Consider the following 24318-nt stretch of genomic DNA (forward strand, 5'->3'; position numbering starts at 1 on the left):
TAGGTCAGATCACGGCTTGATCAACGCGGCGATTCGGCCCATTCGATTGCCATGATCGGCCAAGACCATGATTTCAGCCATCTCGATCGTGTCGGCCGCGCCATGGCGAGCGTCTCGCGCAATCCCCGACTGGCGGTGAACATCACTTTGGGCGCAGGCGTCCTCCTGGCCTGGCTGCTTCTCGGCGCGATGGCGATTCGCGGCGCCGAAAGCCGGGTTCCGGGCATCGATGCACCCGGCGACATGATGCTCAGATATCTGCCGCAGCTGCCGCTGCCGGATTTTCTCGAGCGCTTCTTCACCCTTTGTCTTGCACCCGCGCCGCTCGACGGAGGCGTCAGCGCGCAGGCCGGAGCGCTCACCGTCATGTGGTTCCTGATGGCGATCGCCACCATGCTGCCCTCGGCGGCGCCGATGATCCGCACCTATTGCGAGATTGCCGATACGGCGCGGATCAAGGGCGAACCGGTCGTCCATCCGCTGGTCCTGGTCGCCGGTTACCTCAGCGTGTGGTTGGCCGCGTCGGCAGTGTTTGCGGCGCTGACGCTCATCGTCAACGCCTTCGCCTCACCTGTGCAGATGCTCAATCCGGTGGTCGGAGCGACAGGAGCAGTCGCGCTTTTGGTTGCCGGCCTCTACCAGTTCAGCGGCCTGAAGGAAGCCTGCCTGACGAAATGCAAAAACCCGTTCTCGATCCTGTTTTCGAACTGGAGCGCGAGGCCTGGCCGCATTTTCCGGCTCGGCGTGGAGCAGGGCGTGTGGTGCCTCGGCTGCTGCTGGGCGCTGATGCTGGTGATGTTCGCCGTCGGTGTGATGAACGTGTTCTGGATGGCGCTGATCGGCCTGTTCACCTTGATCGAAAAACAGACGGCGGGCAGGCTGCCAACCCGGATCGCCGGTGCGATACTGCTTGTCTGGGCAGCCGCCCTGCTAGTAGTCTCGGCATAGGGAGAGAATTCGATGGCAGATCAAGACTGGGCAATGAAGGGAGAGCTGGTGCTCTCCTGCAATTGCACGGTTTTTTGCCCTTGCGTGCTGTCCCTCGGCAGTCATCCGCCGACCGAGGGCTATTGTCAGACCTGGGCGGGGTTCCGCATCGATGCCGGCCATTTCGGCGAGGTCGACCTGTCCGGCCTCAACCTTGGGTTGATCATGGAAATCCCCGGCTATATGAGCCGCGGCAACTGGACCGCCGGACTGTTCATCGACAAGCGCGCCTCAGTCTACGCGGTAAAGGCGCTGACCAGGATTTTCACCGGCAAGGCTGGCGGAACCACCTCGCTGCTCTCCATCCTGGTCGGAAAGTTCCTCGGCGTCGAGCAAGCTCCGATCACCTATGAGACGCGCGACAGGACGCGGATTTTCCAGATTCCGAAGGTCATTGACGGGGCGGTGACGCCGATTGTCGGCAAGGACCGCGACAAGGATACGGTGATCAGCAATTCAGAGTACTGGATCGCACCGGAAATCATCGTCGCCCGGTCCGACAAGAGCAAGATGCGGGCCTTCGGCCGCAACTGGAATTTTGCCGGCCGCTCGGCCGAAATCTGCAAGCTGGACTGGCGGGGCCCGTGAGCAAAAAAACAACGGCCAGGAAAATCACGGACAGGATTCCGAGGCCGAAGAAGAAAGTCACCTGGCCGCAGGCGCGCGCGTTTTCGGTCCATCTGCTGACTGCGTCGGGCTCGTTCCTGGCATTCCTGTCGCTGGTGGCGGCGAGCGAGCAGCGCTGGACGGCGATGTTCTGGTGGCTGGGACTGGCGCTGTTCGTCGACGGCATCGACGGGCCGATCGCCAGGAAACTCGAGGTCAAGGAAATCCTGCCGACATGGTCGGGCGAACTCCTCGACAACATCATCGACTACGTCACCTACGTGCTGATACCGGCCTTCGCGCTTTACCAGCGCGGCTTCATGGGTGAGGGCCTGTCGTTCCTGTCGGCGGCGATCATCGTCGTGTCGAGCGCGATCTACTATGCCGACACCGGCATGAAGACCAAGGAAAATTTCTTCAAGGGGTTTCCGGTGGTCTGGAACATGGTGGTGTTCACGCTGTTCGTCATCGATCCGGGACAATGGGTTTCCTTCGCCGTCGTCGTGGTGGCCGGTATTCTGACCTTCGTGCCGATCAATTTCATCCACCCGGTGCGGGTGGTGCGGCTGCGCCCGATCAACCTTGGGATGACGCTGCTATGGTGCGCTTTCGGAGCGCTGGCGCTGGCGCAGGCAGCTCTTGCCGCCTTCTACGACCAGATCGGCGTCTTGGGCGAGCAGGTGAGTGTCTTCACCAAGATCGGCATCACGGTCACCGGACTTTACCTCGCATGCATCGGCGGTATCATGCAGCTCTTTCCAACGCTCGGCGCCAAAAAAACCTGATCCCAATAGAGTCTGGTCCCAAGAGAGCCTCATCAATGTCCAAAGCAATACGCATCCACGCCAATGGCGGTCCGGAGGTTCTGACCTATGAGGACACCGATCCGGGCCAACCGGGCTCGGGACAAATCCTAGTCAAGCATACGGCGATCGGCCTCAATTTCATCGACGTCTATCATCGCTCCGGCCTTTATCCGCCGCCGGGCGGTTTTCCGCTGATCCCCGGCAGCGAGGCGGCCGGGGTGGTGGTGGAAGTGGGCGCGGATATCGACTGGCTGAAGCCGGGCGATCGCATCGCCTACGCCGTGACGACTGGCGCCTATGCCGAGCAGCGCGTGATCGCCGCCGACCGCGTGGTGAGGGTGCCGGACGGCATCAGCGACGAGCAGGCGGCCGCCATGATGCTGAAAGGGATGACGGCGGAGTATCTGCTGCGCCGTACCTTCAAGGTGAAGGCGGGCGACACGATCCTGTTTCACGCGGCGGCCGGGGGCGTCGGACTGATTCTCGGCCAATGGGCCAAGCACCTCGGGGCAACCGTGATCGGCACCGCCAGCTCCACCGACAAGATCGAGCTCGCCAAGGCGCACGGCTTCGACCATGTCATCAACTACCGCGAGCAGGACTTCGTCGCCGGCGTCCTCGCCATCACCGGCGGCAAGAAATGCGACGTCGTCTATGATTCGGTGGGCAACGACACCTTTCCGGCCTCGCTCGACTGCCTGAAGCCGCTCGGCATGTTCGCCAGCTTCGGTCAATCGTCAGGACCGATCCCGCCGTTCAGCTTGTCGTTACTGGCCCAGAAAGGTTCGTTGTTCGCAACCCGTCCGACGCTGTTCGTCTACAACGCCAAGCGCGAAGACCTGGAGGCGTCCGCCGCCGCGCTGTTCGAAATCGTGCTCAGCGGCGCGGTCGAGATCAAGATCAACCAGCGCTACGCGCTCAAGGATGCCGGCAAGGCGCATTCCGACCTTGAAGGCCGCAGGACGACCGGGACAACCATTCTTATCCCTTGAGCCTTGCTATCGCTTAGAGCGACGTGCGTCCACTTGGACGCACAAAAGCACGCTCTAACAGTTTGAATCTACGCATCGTGCTTTCCGAAAATCGATTTCGATTTTCGGGCCGATGCGTTAGGTTTCCGCTGAAATTCTTGAAGCTCTTTCAAGACGGGTGCCGCTTTGCGATGACAGCAGGCCGCGCATACCATGCCTGCGGGAACACAGAACATATCTGGCAAACCAGATGGGAGGCACTGTGAGTGCAAATCAGGACGACGCAGACCTGCTTGAGGTTCGTGGCCTTACCAAGACGTTCGGCACGCTGACAGCGTGCGACCATATCGATCTCAACGTCGCAAAAGGCGAAATCCACGCATTGCTCGGCGAGAACGGCGCCGGCAAGTCGACGCTCGTCAAAATGCTGTTCGGAACATTGGAGCCCAATTCGGGCGAGATTTTCTGGAACGATCAGGCGGTCACGATCACCAATCCCGGCTTTGCGAAGAAGCTCGGCATCGGCATGGTGTTCCAGCATTTTTCGTTGTTCGAGGCACTGACGGCGGCCGAAAACATCGCGTTGTCATTGGACGACGGTTCGCCGATCAGCACGATCGCCGCGAAGGCGAGGGCGCTTTCCTACAGCTACGGCCTGCCGCTCGATCCGCAGTCGCTGGTCGGCGATCTGTCGGTCGGTGAGCGCCAGCGTATCGAGATCATCCGTTGTCTTCTGCAGACGCCGCAGCTCATCATTCTCGACGAGCCGACTTCGGTGCTGACGCCGCAGGAAGCCGACAAGCTGTTCGAGACGCTCGAACGGCTGCGCTCGGAAGGAAAGTCCATCCTCTACATTTCGCACCGGCTGGAAGAGGTCAAGCGCATCTGCGACCGCGCCACCGTGCTGCGCCACGGCAAGGTGGTTGGCCATTGCAACCCGCGCAAGGAAACTGCGGCATCGCTGGCACGCATGATGGTCGGCAACGACGTTCAGGCCGTGGTGCGCGCGCCGGTTCAGGGTATTGAGACCGCGCAGCCGCTGCTTGAGATCCGTGCACTCAGCCGCAGGCCGGCAACGCCGTTCTCGATCCCGCTCAGGAATATCAACCTGACGGTACGCGCCGGCGAAGTGATCGGCATTGCAGGCGTTGCCGGCAACGGCCAGGGCGAGTTCTTCGAATCCGTTTCCGGCGAGGTGCCGCAGCAGGATGCCGCCTCGGTGCGCATACGCGGCAAGGATGCCGGCGGCCTCAGCATCACCGGCAGGCGGCTGATGGGCGCTGCCTTCGTGCCGGAAGAGCGGCTCGGCCACGGTGCAGCACCCCGCATGAAGCTTTCGGAAAACCTGCTGCTGTCGCGCCATGCCACCGACGGCAAGGTGTTTGTCGGCGCCGGCGGAATGGTCAAAAGCGATGCGATCTATGCCGCTGCCCAGCGCATCATCAAGGCGATGGATGTGCGCAAGAGCGCCCTGGACCCGGAGGCGGCAGCGCTTTCAGGCGGCAATCTGCAGAAATTCATTGTCGGCCGCGAACTCGACCGCAGGCCAAGCGTCATGGTCGTCAATCAGCCGACATGGGGCGTCGACGCCGGTGCCGCCGCCCACATTCGCCAGACGCTGATCGAATTGGCGCGCAGCGGCTCGGCAGTGCTGGTCATCAGCCAGGATCTCGACGAATTGTTCGAGATATCCGACGCGATCGCGGTGATGCACAATGGCGAATTGTCGAAGCCTTTGCCGATCGCTGAGGCCACGTTCGAAAAGATAGGACTGCTGATGGGCGGGGCCGAGCCAGGCCACGCCGAACACGCTCTGGAGACGTCATGATGCGCCTCGAACTCGTCAAACGGCCGCAGCGCTCGATGCTGTTCTCGGCGCTGTCGCCCTTCATTGCATTCGTGTTGACGATCATCGCCGGCGCCATCCTGTTCGCACTGCTTGGCGTCAATCCTTTGAAGGCGTTCCAAATTTATTTCCTCGAGCCGGTCAGTCAGGTCTGGCAGCTGCACGAACTGGCGATCAAGGCGGCACCGCTCATCCTGATCGGGGTCGGCCTGTCGGTTTGCTACAGGGCCAACATCTGGAACATCGGCGCGGAAGGCCAATTCATCCTGGGCGGCATCGTCGGCTCGATCATTCCGGTGCTGTTTCCGCAGTTTGAAGGGCCGCTGGTTCTGCCGCTGATGCTGCTGTTCGGCATGGTCGGCGGTGCCGCCTACGCCGCCATTCCCGCCTTGCTCAAGACGCGCTTCAACACCAACGAGATCCTGACCAGCCTGATGCTGGTCTATGTCGCGCAGCTGTTCCTCGACTGGCTGGTGCGCGGGCCGTGGCGCGATCCGAAGGGTTTTAATTTCCCGCAGACGATACAGTTCAACGACTCGGCCATATTGCCGGAACTGATGCCGGCCTCCGGCCGTGCCAATTGGGGTTTCGTGTTCGCGCTGGTCGCGGCGGTGCTGGTATGGATCCTGATGAGCCGCATGCTGAAAGGCTTCGAGGTTCGCGTGCTCGGCTCAAGCCCCAGGGCAGGGCGCTTCGCCGGCTTCGGTATCAACCGGATGGTGTTCTTCGCCTTCATGCTGTCGGGTGCACTGGCCGGACTTGCCGGCATCTCGGAAGTCTCCGGCGCCATCGGCCAACTGCAGCCGGTGATTTCACCCGGCTACGGCTTTGCCGCCATCATCGTGGCGTTCCTCGGCCGGCTCAATCCACTAGGCATCGTCGCGGCGGGCCTGGTGCTGGCGCTGACCTATCTCGGCGGCGAGGCAGTGCAAAGCGCGCTCGGCATCTCCGACAAGGTGGCGCGCGTGTTCCAGGGCATGCTCCTGTTCTTCGTGCTCGGCTGCGACACCCTCATTCACTACCGTATTCGTCTGATCGGCTTTGCCGCGCCGAAGCTTGAATCCGCGCCGAAGCTGGAGGAGGCCCGCTGATGGACATCACCGTCAACATTCTTTTGACCATCGCAACCGCGGCGACGCCTTTGCTGATCGCGGCAATCGGCGAGTTGGTGGTCGAACGTTCCGGCGTGCTCAATCTCGGTGTCGAAGGCATGATGATCATGGGGGCGGTCGGCGGTTTCGGCGCCGGCTATCTCACCGGATCGCCGTGGATCGGGTTGTTGGCGGCGATCGCCTTGGGTGCGGTGTTTTCGCTGCTGTTCGCTGTCATGACGTTGTCGCTGGCCACCAACCAGGTGGCGACCGGCCTGTCGCTGACATTGCTCGGCCTCGGACTTTCCGGCATGATGGGCACCAGCTTTGTCGGCCAGCCCGGCGCGAGGCTGCCAAACCTCGACATTCCCGGCCTGACAGCGATCCCCGTCATCGGCAGGTTGCTGTTCGGCCAGGACCCGATCTTCTACATCTCGATCGCATTGACCGCCGCCGTCATGTGGTTCCTGTTCAAAACCCGCACCGGGCTCACGCTGCGTTCGATCGGCGACAGCCACACATCGGCCCATGCGCTTGGCATACAGGTCATCCGCTACCGCTATCTGGCGGTGATTTTCGGCGGCGCCTGTGCAGGCCTTGCCGGAGGCCACCTGTCGCTGGTCTATACGCCGCAGTGGGTGGAGAACATGACCGCCGGGCGCGGCTGGATCGCGCTGGCGCTGGTCGTGTTCGCATCATGGCGGCCATGGCGGGTGCTGGCTGGCGCCTATATCTTCGGCGCGGTATGGATCGGCCAGCTTCATGCACAGGCTTTTGGCATTCCGGTTCCCTCGCAACTGCTTTCTTCGTTACCCTATCTGGCAACCATCGTGGTTCTCGTTCTAATCTCGCGCAACAAGCGTTTGACGATGATGAACACACCGGCTTCCTTGGGGCAGCCATTCGTTCCGGATCGTTGACAATAAAAGACAAACGGGAAGCTCCAAGGCTTAACTCAGAGAGGTAACACGATGAAAAAACTGCTTATTGCGCTGATGACCGCGGCGGCAGCATTGTCGCTGGCGGCGACCGCCGAAGCACAGGAAAAGCTGAAAGCCTGTTGGGTCTATACCGGCCCGATCGGCGATTTCGGCTATTCGTACCAGCATGACCAGGGCCGCCTGGACGTAGAGAACGCACTCGGCGACAAGGTCGAGACCGCATATCTGGAGAACGTCTCCGAGGGTCCCGATGCCGATCGTGCCTTCGAGCGCCTGGCGCGCGAAGGATGCAAAATCATTTTCGGTACGTCCTTCGGCTTCATGGACCCCGAAGTAAAGGTCGCCAAGAAGTTCCCCGACGTGATGTTCGAACACGCGACCGGCTACAAGACGGCCGAAAACCTCGGCATCTACAACGCACGTTTCTACGAAGGCCGCTACATCCTCGGCCAGATCGCCGCCAAGCAATCGAAGTCGGGCGTCGCCGGCTACATCGTTTCGTTCCCGATTCCCGAGGTGGTGATGGGCATCAATTCCTTCATGCTCGGCGCCCAGTCAATCAAGCCAGATTTCAAGGCGAAGATCGTCTGGGTCAATTCATGGTTCGATCCGGGCAAGGAAGCCGATGCCGCCAAGGCTCTGTTCGACCAGGGCGCCGACATCATCGTCCAGCACACCGACTCGACCGCTCCCCTGCAAGTCGCCGAAGAGCGCGCACTGCAGGGCTTCGGCCAGTCTTCGGACATGATCAAGTTCGCTCCCAAGGCACAGTTGACCTCGATCGTCGACGATTGGGGGCCGTATTATATCGGCCGGGTGAAGGCTGCACTCGACGGCACCTGGAAGCCCGGCAATGTCTGGCTGGGCATCAAGGACGGCGCCGTTAAGATGGCCCCTTACACCAACATGCCCGACGACGTGAAGGCGATGGCGGAAGCCACCGAGAAGAAGATTATCGACGGATGGAATCCTTTCACCGGGCCGATTGCCAAGCAGGACGGAACGCCGTGGCTGAAGGACGGCGAAGTCGCCGACGACGCCACGCTGCTCGGCATGAACTTCTACATCAAGGGCGTCGACGACAAGCTGCCGCAGTAAGCGCAAGCGGGGCCAAAATCTTGACAAAGAAGGGCGCCACACGGCGCCCTTTCGTTTAGCAAGAGCCCGAAATCGGGATCGATTTCGGAAAGGGTCATGCGCAAAAAATCAGGTGCTGCGGCGTCCTTTTGCGTCCAAAAGGACACGCGGCGCCGTAGAGCGAGTTGCGGTCAGACCGCTGAGCCGTAGAGATCGTAGGCGTCGGCGCGGTCGATCTTGACCGTGACGATGTCGCCGGCGCGCAACGGGCGCCGCGACTGGATATGCACCGAGCCGTCGATTTCGGGTGCGTCGTATTTGGTTCGGCCCTTCGCCGAGGTACCATGGGCCTCGTCGATCAGGACTGGCAGGCGCTTGCCGACCTTCCTGGCGAGCTGCGTCGCCGAGATCTTCTGCTGGCGCTGCATGAAGCGGTGCCAGCGCGCTTCCTTGATCCCCTGCGGTACCTGTTCGAGGCCGAGATCATTGGAGCGGGCGCCCCTGACCGGCTCGTATTTGAAACAGCCGGCGCGATCGATCTTGGCTTCGTCCAGCCAGTCGAGCAGCATCTCGAAATCGTCGTCCGTCTCGCCGGGAAAGCCGACGATGAAGGTGGAGCGGATCGCGAGATCCGGACAGATTTCGCGCCAGCCGCGAATGCGGTCGAGCGTCTTTTCGCCATGGGCGGGCCGGCGCATGTTCTTCAGCACCTGCGGCGAGGCGTGCTGGAACGGGATGTCCAGATAGGGAAGGATCTTTCCTTCGGCCATCAGCGGGATGACATCGGCGACATGCGGGTAGGGGTAGACGTAGTGCATGCGTACCCAGACGCCGAGCTTGCCGAGTTCCTCCGACAGATCGAGGAATTTCGCCCGCACTTCGCGATCGCCGAACATGCTGCTCTGGTACTTGATGTCGATGCCGTAGGCGCTGGTGTCCTGCGAAATGACCAGGATTTCCTTGACTCCGGCCTTGGCCAGTCTCTCGGCCTCACGCAGCACGTCGGCCGCCGGCCGCGAGACGAGATCGCCGCGCAGCGCCGGGATGATGCAGAAGGTGCAGCGGTTGTTGCAGCCTTCCGAAACCTTGAGATAGGCATAGTGGCGCGGCGTGAGCTTGACGCCTTGCGGCGGCAAAAGATCGACATAGGGATCGTGGCTCGGGGGCGCGGCCTGATGCACCGCAGCCATCACGCTCTCGTAAGCCTGCGGACCGGTGATGGCGAGAACGTTGGGATGTTTTTCGCGGATGACGTCCGGTTCGGCGCCGAGACAGCCGGTGACGATGACCCTGCCGTTCTCCGAAAGGGCGGAGCCGATGGCATTGAGCGATTCATCGCGAGCCGAATCGAGAAAGCCGCAGGTGTTGACGACGACCAGATCGGCGCCGTCATGCTTGCGCGCGATCTCATAGCCCTCGGCGCGCAGGCGGGTGATGATGCGCTCCGAATCCACGAGGGCTTTGGGGCATCCAAGGCTGACGAAACTGACGCGAGGGGCAGACATGTGCGGTTTCCAATGGACGCGGGCCGGAAACCCTGAGGCCCGGCCCGGAAGTCTCGATGCTCAATTTTCACGGCGCAATAGCATAGTTCCGCAATCAAGCAAACCGAGGAACGACCTGGCGCCGCCCGGGCGGGCCTACGCTGCTAAGGATTCAATGACCGCCCGGCCCGAACCAGGGCGCCAGGAACGAAAACTGTTCGGGGAACTGCTGCACAGCACCATCCAAAAGCATCTTCACGGCGACATAGAAAATGATCACCAGGCCGATATAGGCGATCCAGCGGTACTTATGCAGGAGGCGTGCGACAAAAGAAGCGGCGAAGCCCATCAGCGCAATCGACAGCGCCAAGCCGATGATCAGGACCGTCGGATGGTCCATCGCCGCGCCGGCGACTGCAAGGACGTTGTCGAGAGACATCGAAACGTCGGCAATGACGATCTGCCAGGCTGCCTGTGCGAAGGTCTTGCGCGGTCCCTTGCCGCCAATCGTTCCATTCTTGTCGTAATCGAGATTTGACAACGATTCCGTCGCGTCATGTTCCTGCTCGTAGCTGACACGCAACTCGCGCCACATCTTCCAGCACACCCAAAGCAGCAGCAGGCCGCCGGCTATGAGGAGAATGGGGCCGATGGTGAGGAGCCACTGGGTGATCAGAGCGAAGAAGATGCGAAGCACGGTGGCCGCCGCAATGCCGACGAGAATCGCCTTCTTGCGCTGATCCGACGGCAGGCCCGCCGCCGCAAGGCCGATGACGATGGCATTGTCGCCGGCAAGCACAAGGTCGATGGCGATGACCTGGAACAGGGCCGCGAGGCCGGCGGCGGTAAAAATTTCCATCAGTTGGAATTTCCTTGCTTGGTCGCCAATCGTTCGTGCCCGGACGCCCTAACGTGTATGGTTCCCGCGCGTCAAGAGACGGCTTGAGAACAAGGCCGGCAAACCGCCTGATCGGGGTGGAAATCGCCGGCAGCCGGTGAAAGCTGCGATGATTGAGATACACTAGCAGAGGATAGGGTTGAAGCAGGCCGCCGTCGCAATAGATTTCGGGGGCCGAACAGTACGATGCCTGCGTACGATGCCTGCGAAAGTGTTCCTCACAGGAGAGCTCGTGACGTCTGACGACAACACACCCGTCCTTTCCGGGGCGCCAATCCTTTCCGGGGCGATTGGGGAATACCGCGAGTTCGATCCTCCGGCCGCACTCGAAGGGCATTTCCAGTGTGTCTGGTCCAATACATTGCGCCCGGACGCGGGGAGCTTGTCGGCGGTGGTCCCCGACGGCTGCGTCGACATCACCTGGATCGACGGCGATCTGGTCGTAGCAGGTCCCGACGTGGCGGTTGCCCTCTCTGCGCTGACACCCGGCTCTACCGTAATCGGCACCCGCTTCCGACCGGGTGCGGCAAGCCGGTGGGTCGGCCTGCCGATGTCGGAGATCGTTGGCGGCCGGGTGGCGCTCAGCCACTTCTGGGGGGCGCTGGCGCGCGAAATCGCCCAGAGAATTGGCGATGCGTCCTCCACGGCGGAGCGGATGCGGGCGATGCAAGCGGCATTCTCCAGGCTTGCGCCCGATGTCGAGCCGCCGCCTCCGGACATGGGATTTGCCTTCAACGCGCTGAAAACGGAATCCGCCGGTCCGGGCATGGCGGTGATCCTCGACCGGCTCGACGTCAGCCCGCGAACGCTTCGCCGCCGCTGCCAGGAGGCTTTCGGCTATGGCCCGAAGACGCTCGACCGCATTCTCCGCTTCCAGCGGTTTCTGAACCTGGCGCGGCAGTCCGCCGGGCCGCGCCTAGCCGATCTTGCGTTCGAGGCGGGTTATTCCGATCAGGCGCATCTCACGCGCGAGGTGCGGCGCCTGTCGGGATTCTCGCCCGCGACAGTTCTGCGACAGCTCGGCGCCTGAGCTGGCCGTTTCGTTCAATACGCCACCGCTAACTCCGCCCTAGTCTGCCTTCGTTGAAAGGAGGCAGATATGACGATCTACAAATCCCGCATCATAACCGTGTCCATCGACCGGGACTGGCGCGAAGTCTATGACTTCGCCTCCATCCCTGAGAATTTCCAACGCTGGGCGGCAGGCCTCGGCAGGCGCTTCGAAAGGTCGGGCGAGGAATGGACCGCGGAGGACCCCGACGGCCGGCTCATCCGCATCCGCTTCTCCCGGCCCAACGAACTCGGTGTCCTCGATCACATCGTCTTCGCCGAGGGCAAGGAAACCCGCAATGCGGTGCGCGTGGTCCCCAATGGAACCGGCGCGGAGGTCATGTTCGTGCTCTTGAGGACGCCGGACATGACGGAGGAGATATTCGCTGCCGACGCCGAAGCCGTGCAGCGCGACCTCAACACCCTGAAGGCAATGCTCGAACGCTGAGCTTCGAAAGACCACGAAAGGAGAAGATCATGGCCAAATCCAGCAACGACAAGTGCATCGACTATGTCGAGTTTTCCGTCGGCGACATCGCGCGTTCGCGTGGCTTCTACGGCAAGGCCTTCGGCTGGTCCTTCAAGGACTACGGGCCGAGCTATTGCGAGTTCAACGACGGCCGGCTGACCGGCGGTTTCGCTCTCGGCGGCCAAAGCAAGGCGGCAGGCGGGCCGCTGGTGATACTCTATGCCGACAAGCTCGACGAGACCCAGCGCCGCGTCGAGGAGGCCGGCGGGAAGATCGTCAAGCCCGCCTATTCGTTCCCGGGCGGCCGCCGCTTCCACTTTTCCGATCCGGACGGCTACGAGCTGGCGGTGTGGTCGGATAAGTGAAGAGGTGAGGGGCGCCGAGCCGAGCCCGGCGCCTCTTTCGCATGGTTTGCGCGGGCCAGGGGGACTAATGCCGCTCCTAGCGCCAGGAGCGAATATTGAACACTGACTCGACGAGCCACCAAGGTCCGATTGCGCGGCTGGTTGTCCCTGCACTGAACCACCTTAAGAATGACAGCGCTGCTGTTTAAACGATGTAACAATTATTGTCCGATGGCGTAGCTCGCATCGTATAAGCCTGGCCTGAGAACCATCGCATACCGCACCGCGCATGACGGAACAGACACGAACGACAATACGGCAAAGGCTGTATGCTTTTTTAATTGCAGGCCTGGGCGGGCTGGCCGCATCGGCAATCTCGTTTTCGATGACGCTCTACGAAGCTGCCCATCCGCCAAAGGTGCCGGTTGTGCAAGCGGGCCAGCAGATCGATACCGGTCGCTGGTTTGTGACCTTGCAAACGGCACGTGTCGGAACAGTGCCGCCGACAGGCGTTCCCCCATCGCAACCCGTACAGCTTGTGATGGTGGATCTGGATGTGGTGAACCGTTCCGCCACACCGAACAACGTGCTCTACCGCGTCGTCACACTCAGCGTGCCGGCGCAAAAGCTGCCGATGCCGACGGTTTATCTCGATCGCGACAAGTATCTGGCGGGATATTTCAATCCCAACATGCCGGAACGCCTGACGATGGCTTGGGAGTGGCCGGCCGGTGTGCCCGTGCCGAACGAGGTGACGGTCACCGTCACCGGCCAGATCTACAAGCTGCGCGACAATCTTTACGGCGCAAGCGGGTGGTACGACCGTGATCCCGTTGCGACGGTCGATCTGCCGGTGGAGAAGGCGCCATGATGCACATGGTGCGTTCGGCGCTTGCGGTACTGTTCGCTGCCGCCGTGCTCTACGGCATGCAGCATACGCGACCGCTGTACAGCGACATTACATCGCCGATCGTCTCTTCGGGCGGCATGAACAAGCGTGTGGAGGCCCGCGCCTTCGCGCTTTCGCTGGACAGCGCCCGGGTGGCGCGTGTTCTCAACGTCGAGACCTTCGGGAAGTCAAAGACCTATACGAGTTCCGGCGTATGGATTGTGGCCGAAGGCGAGGCCGAGGCGAAATTCGAGACCTTGGGTCTCACATCGGGCGAGTGGCTGAGCCGCAGCGGCATCCGTTATGTCCTGACCGACCGGTTGCCGGCGACGATCGAAATGATGCCGGGCAATGCCTACCAGCCCGGCCTCCCACGCCGCGTCCTTCTGGTGTTTGAAGTGCCGGAGGATGCCGTCGCCGGCGGGACCGTCGTGGTCGCACGCACAAAATTGCTGCCGCTCGACGATGAGATCCGTATCACCGCGGATGTTTCCGGCAAAGACATCGAGCCCGCGATCACCATCCGCCGCAACGAAGAAAGGCCGCCATGGACAGTTCTCCCGCAAAGGTGACGTCAACGCGGCGAGGCTACTGGCTGAGCATGATGGCGCTGGTGGTCGCACTGCCTGCCGCGCTAGCCGCGCAGACCTGGGGAAGCATCAAGGACTGGCGCTCCCAACATTTGCGCCAGCCGCTATCTGGGACGTTGCGGCAGCCGATCGATTATGCCGGCGCAAGCTGGACCGTGACGCGCCTCATCAGACTGGCAGGCAGTGAGGGAAGCGCCGTCGTCCTTGCCGAATTCGAAGCTCTCGCTGCTGACCCGAAAGCGCTCGGCGCCGTTCCATGCGAGGTGCGGCTTTCCGATGGGAGCGGTCGCGAATGGCGGCCAACCCTATTTGCCGATCCGGTGGTCAGGACGCAATATCCGGCGGCCGAGCAACGGTCCCTGTGTGGCGGCATGGCATTCGCGGCGACGGAACCCGGCAAACCGGCACGGATGGCTGCCAGCTTTTCGATCCCACATGCGGCGAGCAGCCTCACGCTATCGATTGCCCTCTACTCGGCACTGCCGAATTATCTCAGCGTCAGCGAGCCGCAGACCTGACGCCACGCGCCTCGCCAGCCATGGCGACTGTAGTCTCGAGCACGGCTGCAAGCAGCGCGACCCGGACCGCGTCGAGCAGGATTCCTCCGTCGAGTTCGCTTGGGCTGCCGATGAACAGGCTGATGGTATCGGCGAAGATCTGCCAGGTCCCGAGATCATGCGCTCCGATCAGCCTTGTCAGGCCATACCATATCCAGGCGCCGGCCCAGGAGATGGCCTGATAGGCGATGACGAAGGTGACAAGCGTGGCAAGGCCGGCACTGAGCGTCAGCTTGAGGCAAGTCCAGACCGGCGAGTAGCAGCTGCGGTAGCCGCCAACGAAGTGAGCCGTGAAATCCTTGAGCCACTTCTGCCAGGAGGTCGCGCGCGAGGGCGCAGGACCGGGAGCGGCCGGCGCGGAAAGTTCATAGCCGTTGATGATCGCCGCCATCACCAGCCAGACAATCGGCAGCAACGCGAAAAAGAAAAGATTCTGAAGCTGCTCGCCGAAGGAAAGCGGCCGGAATTCCACGGGAACGAACTGGCCGGCCGCAGCCGCCTGGCTTACCGGCGCAAGCAAATCGAGGCTGAGCTGTTGCAGCGCGGCGCCTGCGCCGAGCCAGCGGATGAGCTGGTCTTTCCATACGCCGAGCGCGTAGAGACCGATGAAGACCCAAGTTGCGTCCGTCCCTACGATCAGCAGCCGCCAGTAGGGGTGCGAGGCGCGCGCATTCAGTCGCTTGGCGGCAAAACGCACCAGCCAGCATGTGGCGATCGACAGTACCACGCCGCTTGACTGAAGAATGGCGAAGATATCGACGCTTTTGCCGAGATCGGCCTGGGCCAGCGCCATGCGCGAATATTCGCGAACCGTATCGCCAAGGAAACCCCAGGCGGCATAGTAGGCGAAGAACGGCAGGATCGCGGCGGCGGTAATCGCCAGGATCGGCTCGCGTTTTGTTTCGTCCGCTTGCTTTTTTGCTTTTTGTCTCAGTGCCGCGACCGCCGGCATGTGCGGCCGGAGCACCACGAACATCATGACCAATACCGTCAGCTTAGCGAGAACCACCAGCGACAGTATGGCCATCCCGCCCAGTGGGAATTGGAGGCCAATCGTCACGGCGCCCTGAAGCAGCAGATCATGAGCGATCATGCCGAGGCAGCCGACAAGCAAAAGCTGCGGCCAGCACTGGACAAGCAACCGCCCGGTTAACGCCAGTGGCCGGTATATGTCTTCAATCGTCGTGGTCATTGCGTCGGGGTGGCTTTCGTGCTCCGGTCCTGGACTTTAAGACCGCGTTCGCCGGTCGGTCCTCCTCCATTCCTGTAGGCGGTTCGTCAAAATTCAAACCACCTGAGGTTGAATTTGATCGGAGGTAACGCAAGTTTACCTCATCCGCTTTTCCGGGCCTGACCCGACGGGCATGTCCCAAAACCTGTGAACCAAGATTCACAGGCTCCCAAGTTTGGAGAATAACGCGATGAGACTCTCTTTCATCCGAAACGGCAGCGACAGCATTTCTTCAAAACCCGTACTTCTGAAAGGTTCGTGCACCTACAAATTCAAAAGGAAAACTTAGGGCAGGGTGCAAATGGCGGAGGGGAGGGAACTGCAATCCAACATTCTCCGTGCGCCGGCAAAACCGGCGGGCGGTAGCACTTCCACTCGGCGCGCCAGCACACCGCATCGCCGAAACCATCGCTCTTGGAGCGAATTTCTTCATCCCCCTGCCAGCCGTGGCGCGCGGATCATTTCGGCTTCGCCGGAGAGCGTGGCGACCCACGCCATCAGCTAACCACTTCTCGCGACGCGATAGAGGGGCAAAGAAAGCTTTGCGACAGAGCCCGTTTGGGTCCCAAGCGACACACACCGTGGCCAGCAACGGTAAGACTGTGATACCATTGCACAAGTTGCGTCGCCGCCGGCAGACTGCCGTTCCCGCGAAGCCGGACAAGCGCAAGTGCTCAGTGTCGTAAGTCTCAACCCGTTGAACACGTAGCTGCGGATTATGGAACTTGTCTTCGCCCTTGGCCTGATCGCATTCAAGGTCGCGTTGCTGATTGCGATCCTGCTGCTGCTGCCCTTGCCGCTGACGTGGCTCGAACGCAAGATCGCCGGGCACATCCAGCAGCGGATGGGGCCGATGCGCGTGGGGTGGCACGGGCTGCTGCAGCCGGTGGCGGACGGCATCAAGCTCTTGACCAAAGAGGACCACATCCCGGCCGAAGCCGACCGCTTCCTGTTCAAACTGGCGCCGATCCTGGCGCTCGCCCCGCCCTTCGTGGTGTTCGTCGCGATCCCCTTCGGCGAAAGCGTCTCGGTCCTCGGCGCCGAGATCACGCTCTACGTCTCCAACATGAACGTGGCGCTCCTTTTCGTCTTCGCGGTGATCGGGATCGAGGTCTATGGCGTCATCTTCGGCGGCTGGGCCGCGAACAGCAAATACGCGGTCCTGGGCAGCCTCAGGACTTGCGCGCAGATGATCAGCTACGAGATCCCGATGGGGTTCGCGGTCATCGGCGTGGTAATGCTGGCGCAATCCATGAGCCTGCTCGAGATCGTACGGGCGCAGGCCGATGTCTGGAACATCGTCTACCAACCGGTCGGGTTTTTCGTATTCTTCGTCGCCGGGCTGGCCGAAGCGCAGCGCATACCTTTTGACTTAGCGGAGGCGGAAGGCGATCTGGGGGCCGGGTTCCATACCGAATACAGCGGCATCCGCTTTGCGTTCTTCATGGTCAGCGAATACGCCGTCATGCTGCTGGTGTCGGTCCTGTCGGTCATCCTGTTCTTCGGCGGCTGGAACGGCGTGCTGATCCCGTTGCCACCGCTCCTCTGGTTCGCGCTCAAGGTCGCGTTCTTCCTCTATGTGTTTATGTGGTTCCGCTTCACCTTCCCGCGCTATCGATACGACCAACTGATGGCGATCGGTTGGAAAGTCTTGCTTCCACTGTCACTGGGGAACATAATTATAACTGGTGTTGCTTTCCTTTAGGGATAGCAGCGGCTCGTAGCGAGGCGCTATGTCGCGCGCACTGGACAGAAGTGGAGCATGGATCGGCTGGGCGTTCTTCGCCGATCTGGCGGGCGCCTTGGCGCTGACCTTCGGCTACATGTTCTCCAGATCCGTGACCATGCAGTATCCTGACAAGGAAAAATGGTTGCCCTATTCGCGTTACCGCGGGCATCACTTCCTGACGCGCGACGAAGAGGGCGAGATCAAGTGCGTGGCCTGCGAGCTCTGCGCGCGGATTTGTCCCTGCGACTGTATCGAAGTCATTCCCTACGAGGACGAGAAGGGCAACCGGCATCCAGCAAAATTCGAGATCGACATGGCCCGCTGCCTGTTCTGCGGGCTGTGCGAGGACGCCTGCCCGGCCGACGCGATCGCGCTTGGCCAAGAGTACGAATTCTCGAGTTTTTCCTCGCGTGACCTGGTGGTCGGACGTGACGATCTGCTCGGCAAACCGGGCAAGGCGACGACCGGCGGCGGTGTGGTCGCGGCGCGCCTGAACACCGAACAGGACGTGCTGGTCGAGACGAGTGAGCCGCAGGGATACAACTGGTGGCGGAATATCCGCCGAACGTGAACGCGCGGTAGCCGTCAAGCCGGAGCACAGGAGGCTCAGATGCTTGTCTACCAAATCTTGAAGACCAAATCTCCCGAGCTCATCTCGGTCACACCAGATCAGACGGTCGTAGAAGTCCTGCGGCTGTTTCGGGACAACAACATCGGATTCGTGGTCGTCAGCCGTTCGCCCGGGGAATGCTTGGGCACGCTGTCGGAGCGGGACTGCTGCTATGCGGTGGCTGAATACGGAATCGAGGCGCCCACAATGCGGGTCGCCGACATCATGAACCGCAGTGTGGTGACCTGTTCGACACAGGATTTGCTGCCCTTTGTGATGTCGCTCATGACCGACCGACGCACGCGCCATGTGTTGGTCATGGACGGCGACGCTTCTGTCGGCGTGGTGAGCATCGGCGACGTGGTCAAGCACCGGCTCGACGAATTGCTCCGTACCGAGCAAGCGTTGAGCGATTACATTGCCGGGACCCCTTATCACTGAGGATACAAACCCGGGGGAGCCGGTTAGGGTTAACTGCCCGGAAGCTCGGCAATGCCTCGGCCGCGACTTTCAGGGCGCGCCTCGACTCCGGTGGCGAAGGCAGCGTGCGCCTTTTGAACCTCCACCGGACAAGGGTATTCGCCCCGCCGCATAAGGCTGTTGAGACGCAGGTCTCTATAGTTTTCCGGCACGAACACGAGCCCCCCGGGAAAATGCCTGTTGACCTTGAGCTGCGCCCTCAGTTCGCCCTGGGTGGATCGTACGATCACCTGATCGCGATCCGAAAGGCCAAGCTGCGCGGCGTCCCACGCGCTCATCTCAACATATGGGTCATCCGCCACCGTATTTAGGATCTCCGAGCGTTCGGAGAGATATCCATTGTGGAACAGGCAGTTGCCGGTGACCAACATGAGCCGGTCGGCCGCATTCGGGTTAGGCGGAAGGGCGAAGAACTCGCCAGCCGGCGGCGTCGGGTCCGCCGTGGTGAATGCTCCGTCGGCGCCAAGCCCGTCCTGCGTCAGCCCTTGGTAGGCCGGAACCAGCCGGGCAATCTCGCGGAAGATTTCGCCTTGCATCGACGGTTGCATTGCCTGGTTGCGGAGCGCTGCGACGAAGTCCAAGATCGCCAGATTGCCCCGCGCCTCGAAGGCGGGTTCGCGGAACTTGCGGACCGCCTGGATCCGGCCCTCGTTGTTGGTGAAGGTGCCGGATTCCTCTCCATAACCCGCCGCAGGCAGGACGACATCGGCCAGACCCACGGTATCGGTGAGGAAGGTGTCCTGCACGATCAGGAGATCGGTGGCATCAAGCGCCCGCTTGACGAATCCCCGGTCGGGATAGGTCATCAGGGGGTCGCTTCCGACGATATAAAGCGCGCCTACCCGCCCCTTGTCACAAAGCGCCAGCATTGCGTCGAGATCCGCGCCCGGCTCAGGCGGAATTTCGGCGCCCCAGGCCCGTATGAGAGCTGTGCGCGCCGTGTGATCGCCGACCGGGCGCAGCCCCGGCAGGGCCGCCGGCAGAACCCCCATGTCCCAGGCGCCCAGCTGATTGGCTCGGTCGAAGAGGAACTGCATCGCCGGGCCCTTGCCGAGCACGCGGAGAACCCGCAACAGGTTGGTGAGCTGCTGCAGCGTTGCGCGCGCTTCGGAAAGCCTCAGAAGGTCGGCGCTGACAAGAACGGTGACGCTGCGGCCTTCCAGCAGCGCGGCGACCAGACGGTCCGGCCCGTTACTCTCTGCGGTCGCTTCCGGCCCACCGCTTGTCGCGCCCCTGTCGGCAAAAACGTCACGCGGCAAGGCCTGACCAGCCGCCGCCACCAGCCCGGCCACTACCGCGGCAAGGCTCGCTGCCTCACCGCCCGGCCGAACGCGAACGACCACCCGGGCATCGGCGTCCAGACGGGATGGCCGCGCCGAGAGCATGAGCAACCCGGTCTGCCGCCGCCGGGCGCTGTCTCGCAGCAGGTATTCAGTGACCGGGTTCTCGTCGGTCACGTTGCCACCGACGACAAGCACGCAGTCGTTGCCGATCACCTCCTCCAGCGGCGCGCGGGTGTAGAAGCCCGCCACCAACGGGCCGAGCGTCTCGAAGGGCGTGGACCAGCGCGACGAGCAGTCGATGTTGTTGGTCCGGAATACCATCCGCATCAGCTTCTGGAACTGATAAAGCACCTCGTTGGGCAGGCGCGGCGAGGCCAGCCCGCCCGCAGCCTTGCTCTCAACGGCCGACAGGCCTCGGCGCAGGTAGTCCCCGGCTTCGTCCCAGGAAACCGGAACCAGTGCGCCGTCACGACGGATCATCGGCCGCTTGATCCGGTCCCGGCTCCCGACGAAGTCGAGGCCGAAGCGCCCCCGAACGCAAAGCGTTTCGCGGTTGACGCCATGCTCCCACTTCGAGCGGACCCGCATGAACTCGCCCTTGCGCGCGCCGACGGTGAGCTGGCAACCGGTGCCGCAATGCGGGCAGACCGTGTCGGTCTCGACCAGATCCCAGGGCCGCGCCTTGTAGCGATAGGGGAAGCTCATCAGTGCGCCAACCGGGCAGACCTCGACGCAATTGCCGCACTGGTCGCAACTCGCGAGACTGCCCTCGAAGCCGGTGACGGCGGTATCCATGCCTTTCTCAACGGTGCCCAAGGCGACTGCGCCGACCACGTCCTCACACATCCGGACGCAGCGCTGGCACTGGATGCAGCGGTTGACGTTCATGATGATGACCGGGCTGAGACGGATGTCCTCGGAGTGGAACACACGTTTGGCATCGCGGAACCGGCTTTCCCGGGGCCCGTATGCCATCACCATGTCCTGAAGCTCGCACTCGCCGCCCTTGTCGCAGATCGGGCAGTCGAGGGGGTGGTTGGCGAGCAGCATGTCGAGCATGGAAGAGCGCGTTTCGTCGATCAGCGGCGTGTTAGTCCGCACTACCATGCCGTCGGTGACCGCGGCGGCGCAGGAAGGCTGCAGCCGCCGCTGCCCTTCGATCTCTACCAGGCACATGCGGCAGGAGGCCAGCGCCGGCAGCCGCTTCAGATAGCAGAAGGTCGGGATTTCGATGCCCAAACGCTCGGCGGCCTGCAGCACCGTAGAGCCTGCCTCCACTTCCAGCGTTTGTTCATCGATCGTGACGCTAACCATGACTTCTTGCGGCCTTCTCCCTGCGCGCTCCTTAGTGAAACGAGCACCTGCCCTCCTCGATATGGGCGACGAATTCATGCTCGAAATGCGCCAGTGCCGCCCGCAGCCCCATAGCCGCGCCGTCGCCAAGAGCGCAGAACGTGTTGCCGAAAATGCCCTTGCAGAGCGCCTCCAGCTGTTCCAGATCGTCCGGCACGCCCTGTCCCGCCTCGACCCGACGCAGCACTTTCACAACCCAGTTGAGCCCTTCGCGGCACGGCGTGCACTTGCCGCAGGACTCGTGGTGGAAGAACTCGATGATCCGGGTGGCGACCTTGACCATGCAGGTCGAGTCGTCGATCACGATCACCCCGGCCGAGCCAAGCATCGAGCCGACCGCAGCCAGCGAGTCGAAGTCCATCCCGACATCCAGCCCGCGCTCCGGGATCAGCGGCGCCGAGACCCCGCCGGGGATCACCGCCTTGATCCTGCGCCCCGGCGGCGGCCCGCCCGCGCGGTCCTCGACCAGTTCACGCAGCGATATGCCCATCGGCAGTTCGTAAAGGCCCGGTTTCCGCACGTGCCCGCTGAGGCAATAAAGCTTCGGACCGGGGCTCTTGTCAGGGCCGATGCCGCGAAACCAGTCCGGCCCCCGCGCCACAATATGCGGCACGCAGACCAGAGTCTCGACATTGTTGATCACGGTCGGGCTGGCGTAGAGCCCCGCGACCGCCGGAAATGGCGGTTTCAGACGGGGCTGCGCCCGCTTGCCTTCGAGCGAGTCGAGCATCGCCGTCTCCTCGCCGCAGATATATGCGCCGGCGCCGCAATGGATGTGCACGACGAAATTGAAATCCAAGCCCAGAATCCGTGTTCCCAGATAACCCTTCGCATGGGCCTCGGCGATCGCCTGCTCCAGCCGGTGGATCGCCAGCACGTATTCCCCGCGGATGTAGACATAGGCGGTTTCCGCCCCGATCGCGTAGGCGCTGATCGCCATGCCCTCGATTAGCTGGTGCGGATCACGCTCCATGATGATCCGGTCCTTGAACGTGCCGGGCTCGCCCTCATCGGCGTTGCAGCACAGGTATTTCGGCTTGTCGGCCCGTTTCGGCACGAAGCTCCATTTCAACCCGGTCGGGAATCCGGCGCCGCCGCGACCGCGCAGGTTCGATTGCTTGACGAGGTCGATGATCTCGTCGGGCGTGTGCTCGCGCAGCGCCTTCGCCAGCGCCTGGTAGCCGCCGCCCGCCTCATAGCTCGAAAGCAGATGGCCATCCGGCACGTCCATGTTTCTGAGAAGGACCGGTTCGAACATGGCGGCTATTCACCCGGCGGTCCTGCGGCGGCGAGTTCGGCGCCAGTCGCTTGCCCTGCCGCCGCGCGCAGCCTGTCCAAGAGCGCGTCGATCCGCGCAATGTCGAGGTCGCCGTGATAGTCGTCGCCGACCTGCATCACCGGGGCCATCTCGCAAGCGCCGAGGCATTCGACGGTCGAAAGCGTGAACAGCCCGTCCGGGGTCGTGCCGCCCTTTTCGATCCCCAGCACAGTCTCCAGATGCCTCAGCAGGTCCTCGGATCGGCGCAGCATGCAGGAGAGGTTGTCGCAGAGTTGCAGGTGGAACAGACCCACCGGCTCGGTGTGGAAAAGGGTGTAGAAGGTCGCCAATTCGTAGACCCAGACCCGCTCGACACCGAGGATGTCGGAGACCTCTTCCAACACCGGGCCCGGCAGGTGGCCATGTTCCTTCTGCGCGATCAGAAGCGCGGGCATGATCGCCGAGCGCTGGTCGGGATACCGCGCCGCCGCCGCCTCGATCTGTTCACGCATGTTCATCGCGTCCAAAATCTCCTGCTACTTGTCCACCTCGGCCATCACAGGGTCGAGGCTGCCCAGCACGGCGATCATGTCCGCCAGGTAGCGGGCATTGCCGACCCCGAACAGTCCCTGAAGGTTGACGAATGACGGTGCCCGCACTTTCATCCGGAACGGTTTTTGCGACCCGTCGCTGATGATGTAGAACCCGAGCTCGCCCTTTGGCGCCTCGATCGCCGAATAGACCTCGCCCTTCGGTACCTTGAAGCCATAGGCCGAGAGGTCGAAATGCTGGATCAGCGCCTCCATCGAGCAGTGTACTTTGTCCTTGTTCACCGGGAAAGCGATTGTCGGCATATCGATCTGGAACGGCCCATCAGGCATCTGGTCGAGGCATTGTTCGATGATCCGGACGCTCTCTCGCATCTCCTCGACGCGGCATCGCCAGCGCGCGTAGCAATCACCCTCATCGCGGGTAATGACGTTGAAAGCCAACCGGTCGTAGATCTCATAGGGCTCGTCGCGGCGGATGTCCCAGTCGACGCCCGAGGCCCGCAGGTTCGGGCCGCTCAGGCCAAGATCGATGCCGTCCTCGGCGGAGATCACGCCGATCCCCTGCGTGCGCTTCAGGAACACCCGGTTGTTCTCGACCAGCCGTTCATAGTCGCGGATCCGGTTCGGGAAGATGTCGCAGAACTCCCTGATCTTGGGGAAGAATCCGTCAGGCAGATCCTCGCGCACGCCGCCGACCCTGCAGAAAGAGGTGTGCATACGCGCCCCGCTGATCATCTCCAACAGGTCCATGATCATTTCACGCTCGCGCATGGCGTAAACCAACGCGGTCATGGCGCCCAGGTCCATCGGCAACGCGCCGGTGATCAGGAGGTGACCGGAGATCCGCGCGAGTTCGGCCATCAGCACGCGGATATATTGCGCGCGGATCGGCGCTTCGATGCCCAGGAGCTTCTCCACCGCTAGCGCGAAAGCGAGGTTGTTCGAGGGCGGGCAGAGGTAGTCGAGCCGGTCGGTTAGCGGAAAAATCTGGGTGTAAGTGAAGCTCTCGGCCAGCTTTTCGGTGCCGCGGTGGAGGTAGCCGATGTGTGGGTCCACGCGCGCGACATACTCGCCGTCCAGCTCAAGGACGAGCCGCAGCACCCCATGCGTGCTGGGATGCTGCGGGCCGAGGTTGAGAAGCACCTCCTTTGTGTCGAGCGCTTCACCTGCCTGCCTGCTCAGTTCCGTGACTTCGGTCATCTCACTTCCCGGCGTCG

General features: G+C 62.3%; 24 protein-coding genes. 17 read left to right on the forward strand and 7 right to left on the reverse strand.

The window, feature by feature from the left end:
- The first annotated feature begins 51 nt into the window (after positions 1-51).
- The 8 genes from AC0NIE_RS22005 to AC0NIE_RS22040 all read left to right on the forward strand — a co-directional run bounded on the left by AC0NIE_RS22005 (position 52) and on the right by AC0NIE_RS22040 (position 8346).
- The gene (locus tag AC0NIE_RS22005) at positions 52-948 is read left to right on the forward strand and encodes a DUF2182 domain-containing protein (protein ID WP_473487350.1); all 897 of its coding nucleotides are present in this window, start codon (positions 52-54) and stop codon (positions 946-948) included.
- Positions 949-960: 12 nt separating this feature from the next.
- Positions 961-1575 (forward strand): DUF1326 domain-containing protein, encoded by a 615-nt coding sequence (locus AC0NIE_RS22010; protein WP_473487349.1) that lies wholly within the window; start codon positions 961-963, stop codon positions 1573-1575.
- A gap of 35 nt (positions 1576-1610) precedes the next feature.
- Entirely contained in the window at positions 1611-2378 is a 768-nt protein-coding gene (gene pcsA, locus AC0NIE_RS22015; RefSeq protein ID WP_246684285.1) for a phosphatidylcholine synthase, read from the forward strand.
- A 35-nt stretch (positions 2379-2413) separates the two neighbouring features.
- A complete protein-coding gene (locus tag AC0NIE_RS22020; protein WP_473487348.1) occupies positions 2414-3391 on the forward strand; it encodes a quinone oxidoreductase family protein in 978 nt (325 codons plus the stop codon).
- 229 nt (positions 3392-3620) lie between these two features.
- Positions 3621-5198 carry an ABC transporter ATP-binding protein gene (locus AC0NIE_RS22025; protein WP_473487347.1) on the forward strand — a complete coding sequence of 526 codons (1578 nt, stop codon included), beginning with the start codon at positions 3621-3623 and terminating at the stop codon, positions 5196-5198.
- Complete coding sequence (locus tag AC0NIE_RS22030) at positions 5195-6307, forward strand: ABC transporter permease (RefSeq protein WP_473487346.1); 1113 nt, start codon at positions 5195-5197, stop codon at positions 6305-6307. The genes AC0NIE_RS22025 and AC0NIE_RS22030 overlap by 4 nt, the downstream gene beginning before the upstream one ends.
- Positions 6307-7227: an ABC transporter permease gene (locus AC0NIE_RS22035; protein ID WP_029352466.1), complete on the forward strand. Its 921-nt coding sequence runs from the start codon at positions 6307-6309 to the stop codon at positions 7225-7227. The genes AC0NIE_RS22030 and AC0NIE_RS22035 overlap by 1 nt, the downstream gene beginning before the upstream one ends.
- A 51-nt stretch (positions 7228-7278) precedes the next feature.
- The gene (locus tag AC0NIE_RS22040; protein WP_473487345.1) at positions 7279-8346 is read left to right on the forward strand and encodes a BMP family ABC transporter substrate-binding protein; all 1068 of its coding nucleotides are present in this window, start codon (positions 7279-7281) and stop codon (positions 8344-8346) included.
- A gap of 170 nt (positions 8347-8516) precedes the next feature.
- Here AC0NIE_RS22040 and rimO read toward each other — a convergent pair whose 3' ends face one another.
- Positions 8517-9830 (reverse strand): 30S ribosomal protein S12 methylthiotransferase RimO, encoded by a 1314-nt coding sequence (rimO, locus tag AC0NIE_RS22045; RefSeq protein ID WP_473487344.1) that lies wholly within the window; start codon positions 9828-9830, stop codon positions 8517-8519.
- Between the two features lie 151 nt (positions 9831-9981).
- A complete protein-coding gene (locus tag AC0NIE_RS22050) occupies positions 9982-10668 on the reverse strand; it encodes a TerC family protein (protein WP_473487343.1) in 687 nt (228 codons plus the stop codon).
- A gap of 271 nt (positions 10669-10939) precedes the next feature.
- Between AC0NIE_RS22050 and AC0NIE_RS22055 the strand changes: the two genes are divergently transcribed.
- The 6 genes from AC0NIE_RS22055 to AC0NIE_RS22080 all read left to right on the forward strand — a co-directional run bounded on the left by AC0NIE_RS22055 (position 10940) and on the right by AC0NIE_RS22080 (position 14567).
- A complete protein-coding gene (locus AC0NIE_RS22055) occupies positions 10940-11737 on the forward strand; it encodes a helix-turn-helix domain-containing protein (protein WP_473487342.1) in 798 nt (265 codons plus the stop codon).
- 69 nt (positions 11738-11806) lie between these two features.
- Complete coding sequence (locus tag AC0NIE_RS22060; RefSeq protein WP_292178882.1) at positions 11807-12205, forward strand: SRPBCC family protein; 399 nt, start codon at positions 11807-11809, stop codon at positions 12203-12205.
- 29 nt (positions 12206-12234) lie between these two features.
- Positions 12235-12591 (forward strand): VOC family protein, encoded by a 357-nt coding sequence (locus AC0NIE_RS22065; RefSeq protein WP_473487341.1) that lies wholly within the window; start codon positions 12235-12237, stop codon positions 12589-12591.
- A 268-nt stretch (positions 12592-12859) separates the two neighbouring features.
- Complete coding sequence (locus AC0NIE_RS22070) at positions 12860-13441, forward strand: hypothetical protein (RefSeq protein ID WP_473487340.1); 582 nt, start codon at positions 12860-12862, stop codon at positions 13439-13441.
- On the forward strand, positions 13438-14031 hold the full coding sequence (locus tag AC0NIE_RS22075) for a hypothetical protein (RefSeq protein WP_473487339.1): 594 nt from the start codon (positions 13438-13440) through the stop codon (positions 14029-14031). The genes AC0NIE_RS22070 and AC0NIE_RS22075 overlap by 4 nt, the downstream gene beginning before the upstream one ends.
- Positions 14007-14567 carry a hypothetical protein gene (locus tag AC0NIE_RS22080; RefSeq protein ID WP_473487338.1) on the forward strand — a complete coding sequence of 187 codons (561 nt, stop codon included), beginning with the start codon at positions 14007-14009 and terminating at the stop codon, positions 14565-14567. Before AC0NIE_RS22075 ends, AC0NIE_RS22080 begins: the two co-directional genes overlap by 25 nt.
- On the opposite strand, the gene AC0NIE_RS22085 is transcribed toward AC0NIE_RS22080, so the two are convergent.
- Entirely contained in the window at positions 14548-15798 is a 1251-nt protein-coding gene (locus tag AC0NIE_RS22085) for a hypothetical protein (RefSeq protein ID WP_473487337.1), read from the reverse strand. The two genes, AC0NIE_RS22080 and AC0NIE_RS22085, sit on opposite strands and share 20 nt — an antisense overlap.
- Positions 15799-16555: 757 nt before the next feature.
- Between AC0NIE_RS22085 and nuoH the strand changes: the two genes are divergently transcribed.
- The 3 genes from nuoH to AC0NIE_RS22100 are packed head-to-tail and all read left to right on the forward strand — an operon-like array spanning position 16556 to position 18617.
- Entirely contained in the window at positions 16556-17542 is a 987-nt protein-coding gene (gene nuoH / locus AC0NIE_RS22090; protein ID WP_123151391.1) for an NADH-quinone oxidoreductase subunit NuoH, read from the forward strand.
- Between the two features lie 28 nt (positions 17543-17570).
- Complete coding sequence (locus AC0NIE_RS22095) at positions 17571-18137, forward strand: NADH-quinone oxidoreductase subunit I (RefSeq protein ID WP_292396800.1); 567 nt, start codon at positions 17571-17573, stop codon at positions 18135-18137.
- A gap of 39 nt (positions 18138-18176) precedes the next feature.
- Positions 18177-18617, forward strand: coding sequence for a CBS domain-containing protein (locus tag AC0NIE_RS22100; protein WP_473487336.1), 441 nt, complete (start codon positions 18177-18179; stop codon positions 18615-18617).
- Between the two features lie 29 nt (positions 18618-18646).
- On the opposite strand, the gene nuoG is transcribed toward AC0NIE_RS22100, so the two are convergent.
- The 4 genes from nuoG to nuoD are packed head-to-tail and all read right to left on the reverse strand — an operon-like array spanning position 18647 to position 24301.
- Positions 18647-21253 carry an NADH-quinone oxidoreductase subunit NuoG gene (gene nuoG, locus AC0NIE_RS22105; protein WP_473487335.1) on the reverse strand — a complete coding sequence of 869 codons (2607 nt, stop codon included), beginning with the start codon at positions 21251-21253 and terminating at the stop codon, positions 18647-18649.
- 31 nt (positions 21254-21284) lie between these two features.
- Complete coding sequence (gene nuoF / locus AC0NIE_RS22110; protein ID WP_128245415.1) at positions 21285-22550, reverse strand: NADH-quinone oxidoreductase subunit NuoF; 1266 nt, start codon at positions 22548-22550, stop codon at positions 21285-21287.
- Between the two features lie 5 nt (positions 22551-22555).
- Complete coding sequence (locus AC0NIE_RS22115; RefSeq protein ID WP_065007026.1) at positions 22556-23068, reverse strand: NADH-quinone oxidoreductase subunit NuoE; 513 nt, start codon at positions 23066-23068, stop codon at positions 22556-22558.
- A gap of 18 nt (positions 23069-23086) precedes the next feature.
- Complete coding sequence (gene nuoD, locus AC0NIE_RS22120) at positions 23087-24301, reverse strand: NADH dehydrogenase (quinone) subunit D (protein ID WP_473487334.1); 1215 nt, start codon at positions 24299-24301, stop codon at positions 23087-23089.
- Between the last annotated feature and the right edge of the window lie 17 nt (positions 24302-24318).

This window comes from Mesorhizobium sp. WSM4842, from assembly GCF_055901575.1.

Bases quoted from the DNA above. Each gene is read 5' to 3' on its own strand.
- AC0NIE_RS22020 (WP_473487348.1), top strand. From the start codon at position 2,414: ATGTCCAAAGCAATACGCATCCACGCCAATGGCGGTCCGGAGGTTCTG.
- nuoG (WP_473487335.1), bottom strand. From the start codon at position 21,253: ATGGTTAGCGTCACGATCGATGAACAAACGCTGGAAGTGGAGGCAGGC.
- AC0NIE_RS22035 (WP_029352466.1), top strand. From the start codon at position 6,307: ATGGACATCACCGTCAACATTCTTTTGACCATCGCAACCGCGGCGACG.
- AC0NIE_RS22040 (WP_473487345.1), top strand. From the start codon at position 7,279: ATGAAAAAACTGCTTATTGCGCTGATGACCGCGGCGGCAGCATTGTCG.
- AC0NIE_RS22075 (WP_473487339.1), top strand. From the start codon at position 13,438: ATGATGCACATGGTGCGTTCGGCGCTTGCGGTACTGTTCGCTGCCGCC.
- AC0NIE_RS22005 (WP_473487350.1), top strand. From the start codon at position 52: ATGATCGGCCAAGACCATGATTTCAGCCATCTCGATCGTGTCGGCCGC.
- AC0NIE_RS22065 (WP_473487341.1), top strand. From the start codon at position 12,235: ATGGCCAAATCCAGCAACGACAAGTGCATCGACTATGTCGAGTTTTCC.
- AC0NIE_RS22025 (WP_473487347.1), top strand. From the start codon at position 3,621: ATGGGAGGCACTGTGAGTGCAAATCAGGACGACGCAGACCTGCTTGAG.
- AC0NIE_RS22010 (WP_473487349.1), top strand. From the start codon at position 961: ATGGCAGATCAAGACTGGGCAATGAAGGGAGAGCTGGTGCTCTCCTGC.
- AC0NIE_RS22030 (WP_473487346.1), top strand. From the start codon at position 5,195: ATGATGCGCCTCGAACTCGTCAAACGGCCGCAGCGCTCGATGCTGTTC.
- rimO (WP_473487344.1), bottom strand. From the start codon at position 9,830: ATGTCTGCCCCTCGCGTCAGTTTCGTCAGCCTTGGATGCCCCAAAGCC.
- nuoD (WP_473487334.1), bottom strand. From the start codon at position 24,301: ATGACCGAAGTCACGGAACTGAGCAGGCAGGCAGGTGAAGCGCTCGAC.
- AC0NIE_RS22115 (WP_065007026.1), bottom strand. From the start codon at position 23,068: ATGAACATGCGTGAACAGATCGAGGCGGCGGCGGCGCGGTATCCCGAC.
- nuoF (WP_128245415.1), bottom strand. From the start codon at position 22,550: ATGTTCGAACCGGTCCTTCTCAGAAACATGGACGTGCCGGATGGCCAT.
- AC0NIE_RS22095 (WP_292396800.1), top strand. From the start codon at position 17,571: ATGTCGCGCGCACTGGACAGAAGTGGAGCATGGATCGGCTGGGCGTTC.
- nuoH (WP_123151391.1), top strand. From the start codon at position 16,556: ATGGAACTTGTCTTCGCCCTTGGCCTGATCGCATTCAAGGTCGCGTTG.
- AC0NIE_RS22060 (WP_292178882.1), top strand. From the start codon at position 11,807: ATGACGATCTACAAATCCCGCATCATAACCGTGTCCATCGACCGGGAC.
- AC0NIE_RS22080 (WP_473487338.1), top strand. From the start codon at position 14,007: ATGGACAGTTCTCCCGCAAAGGTGACGTCAACGCGGCGAGGCTACTGG.
- AC0NIE_RS22070 (WP_473487340.1), top strand. From the start codon at position 12,860: ATGACGGAACAGACACGAACGACAATACGGCAAAGGCTGTATGCTTTT.
- AC0NIE_RS22100 (WP_473487336.1), top strand. From the start codon at position 18,177: ATGCTTGTCTACCAAATCTTGAAGACCAAATCTCCCGAGCTCATCTCG.
- AC0NIE_RS22050 (WP_473487343.1), bottom strand. From the start codon at position 10,668: ATGGAAATTTTTACCGCCGCCGGCCTCGCGGCCCTGTTCCAGGTCATC.
- AC0NIE_RS22085 (WP_473487337.1), bottom strand. From the start codon at position 15,798: ATGACCACGACGATTGAAGACATATACCGGCCACTGGCGTTAACCGGG.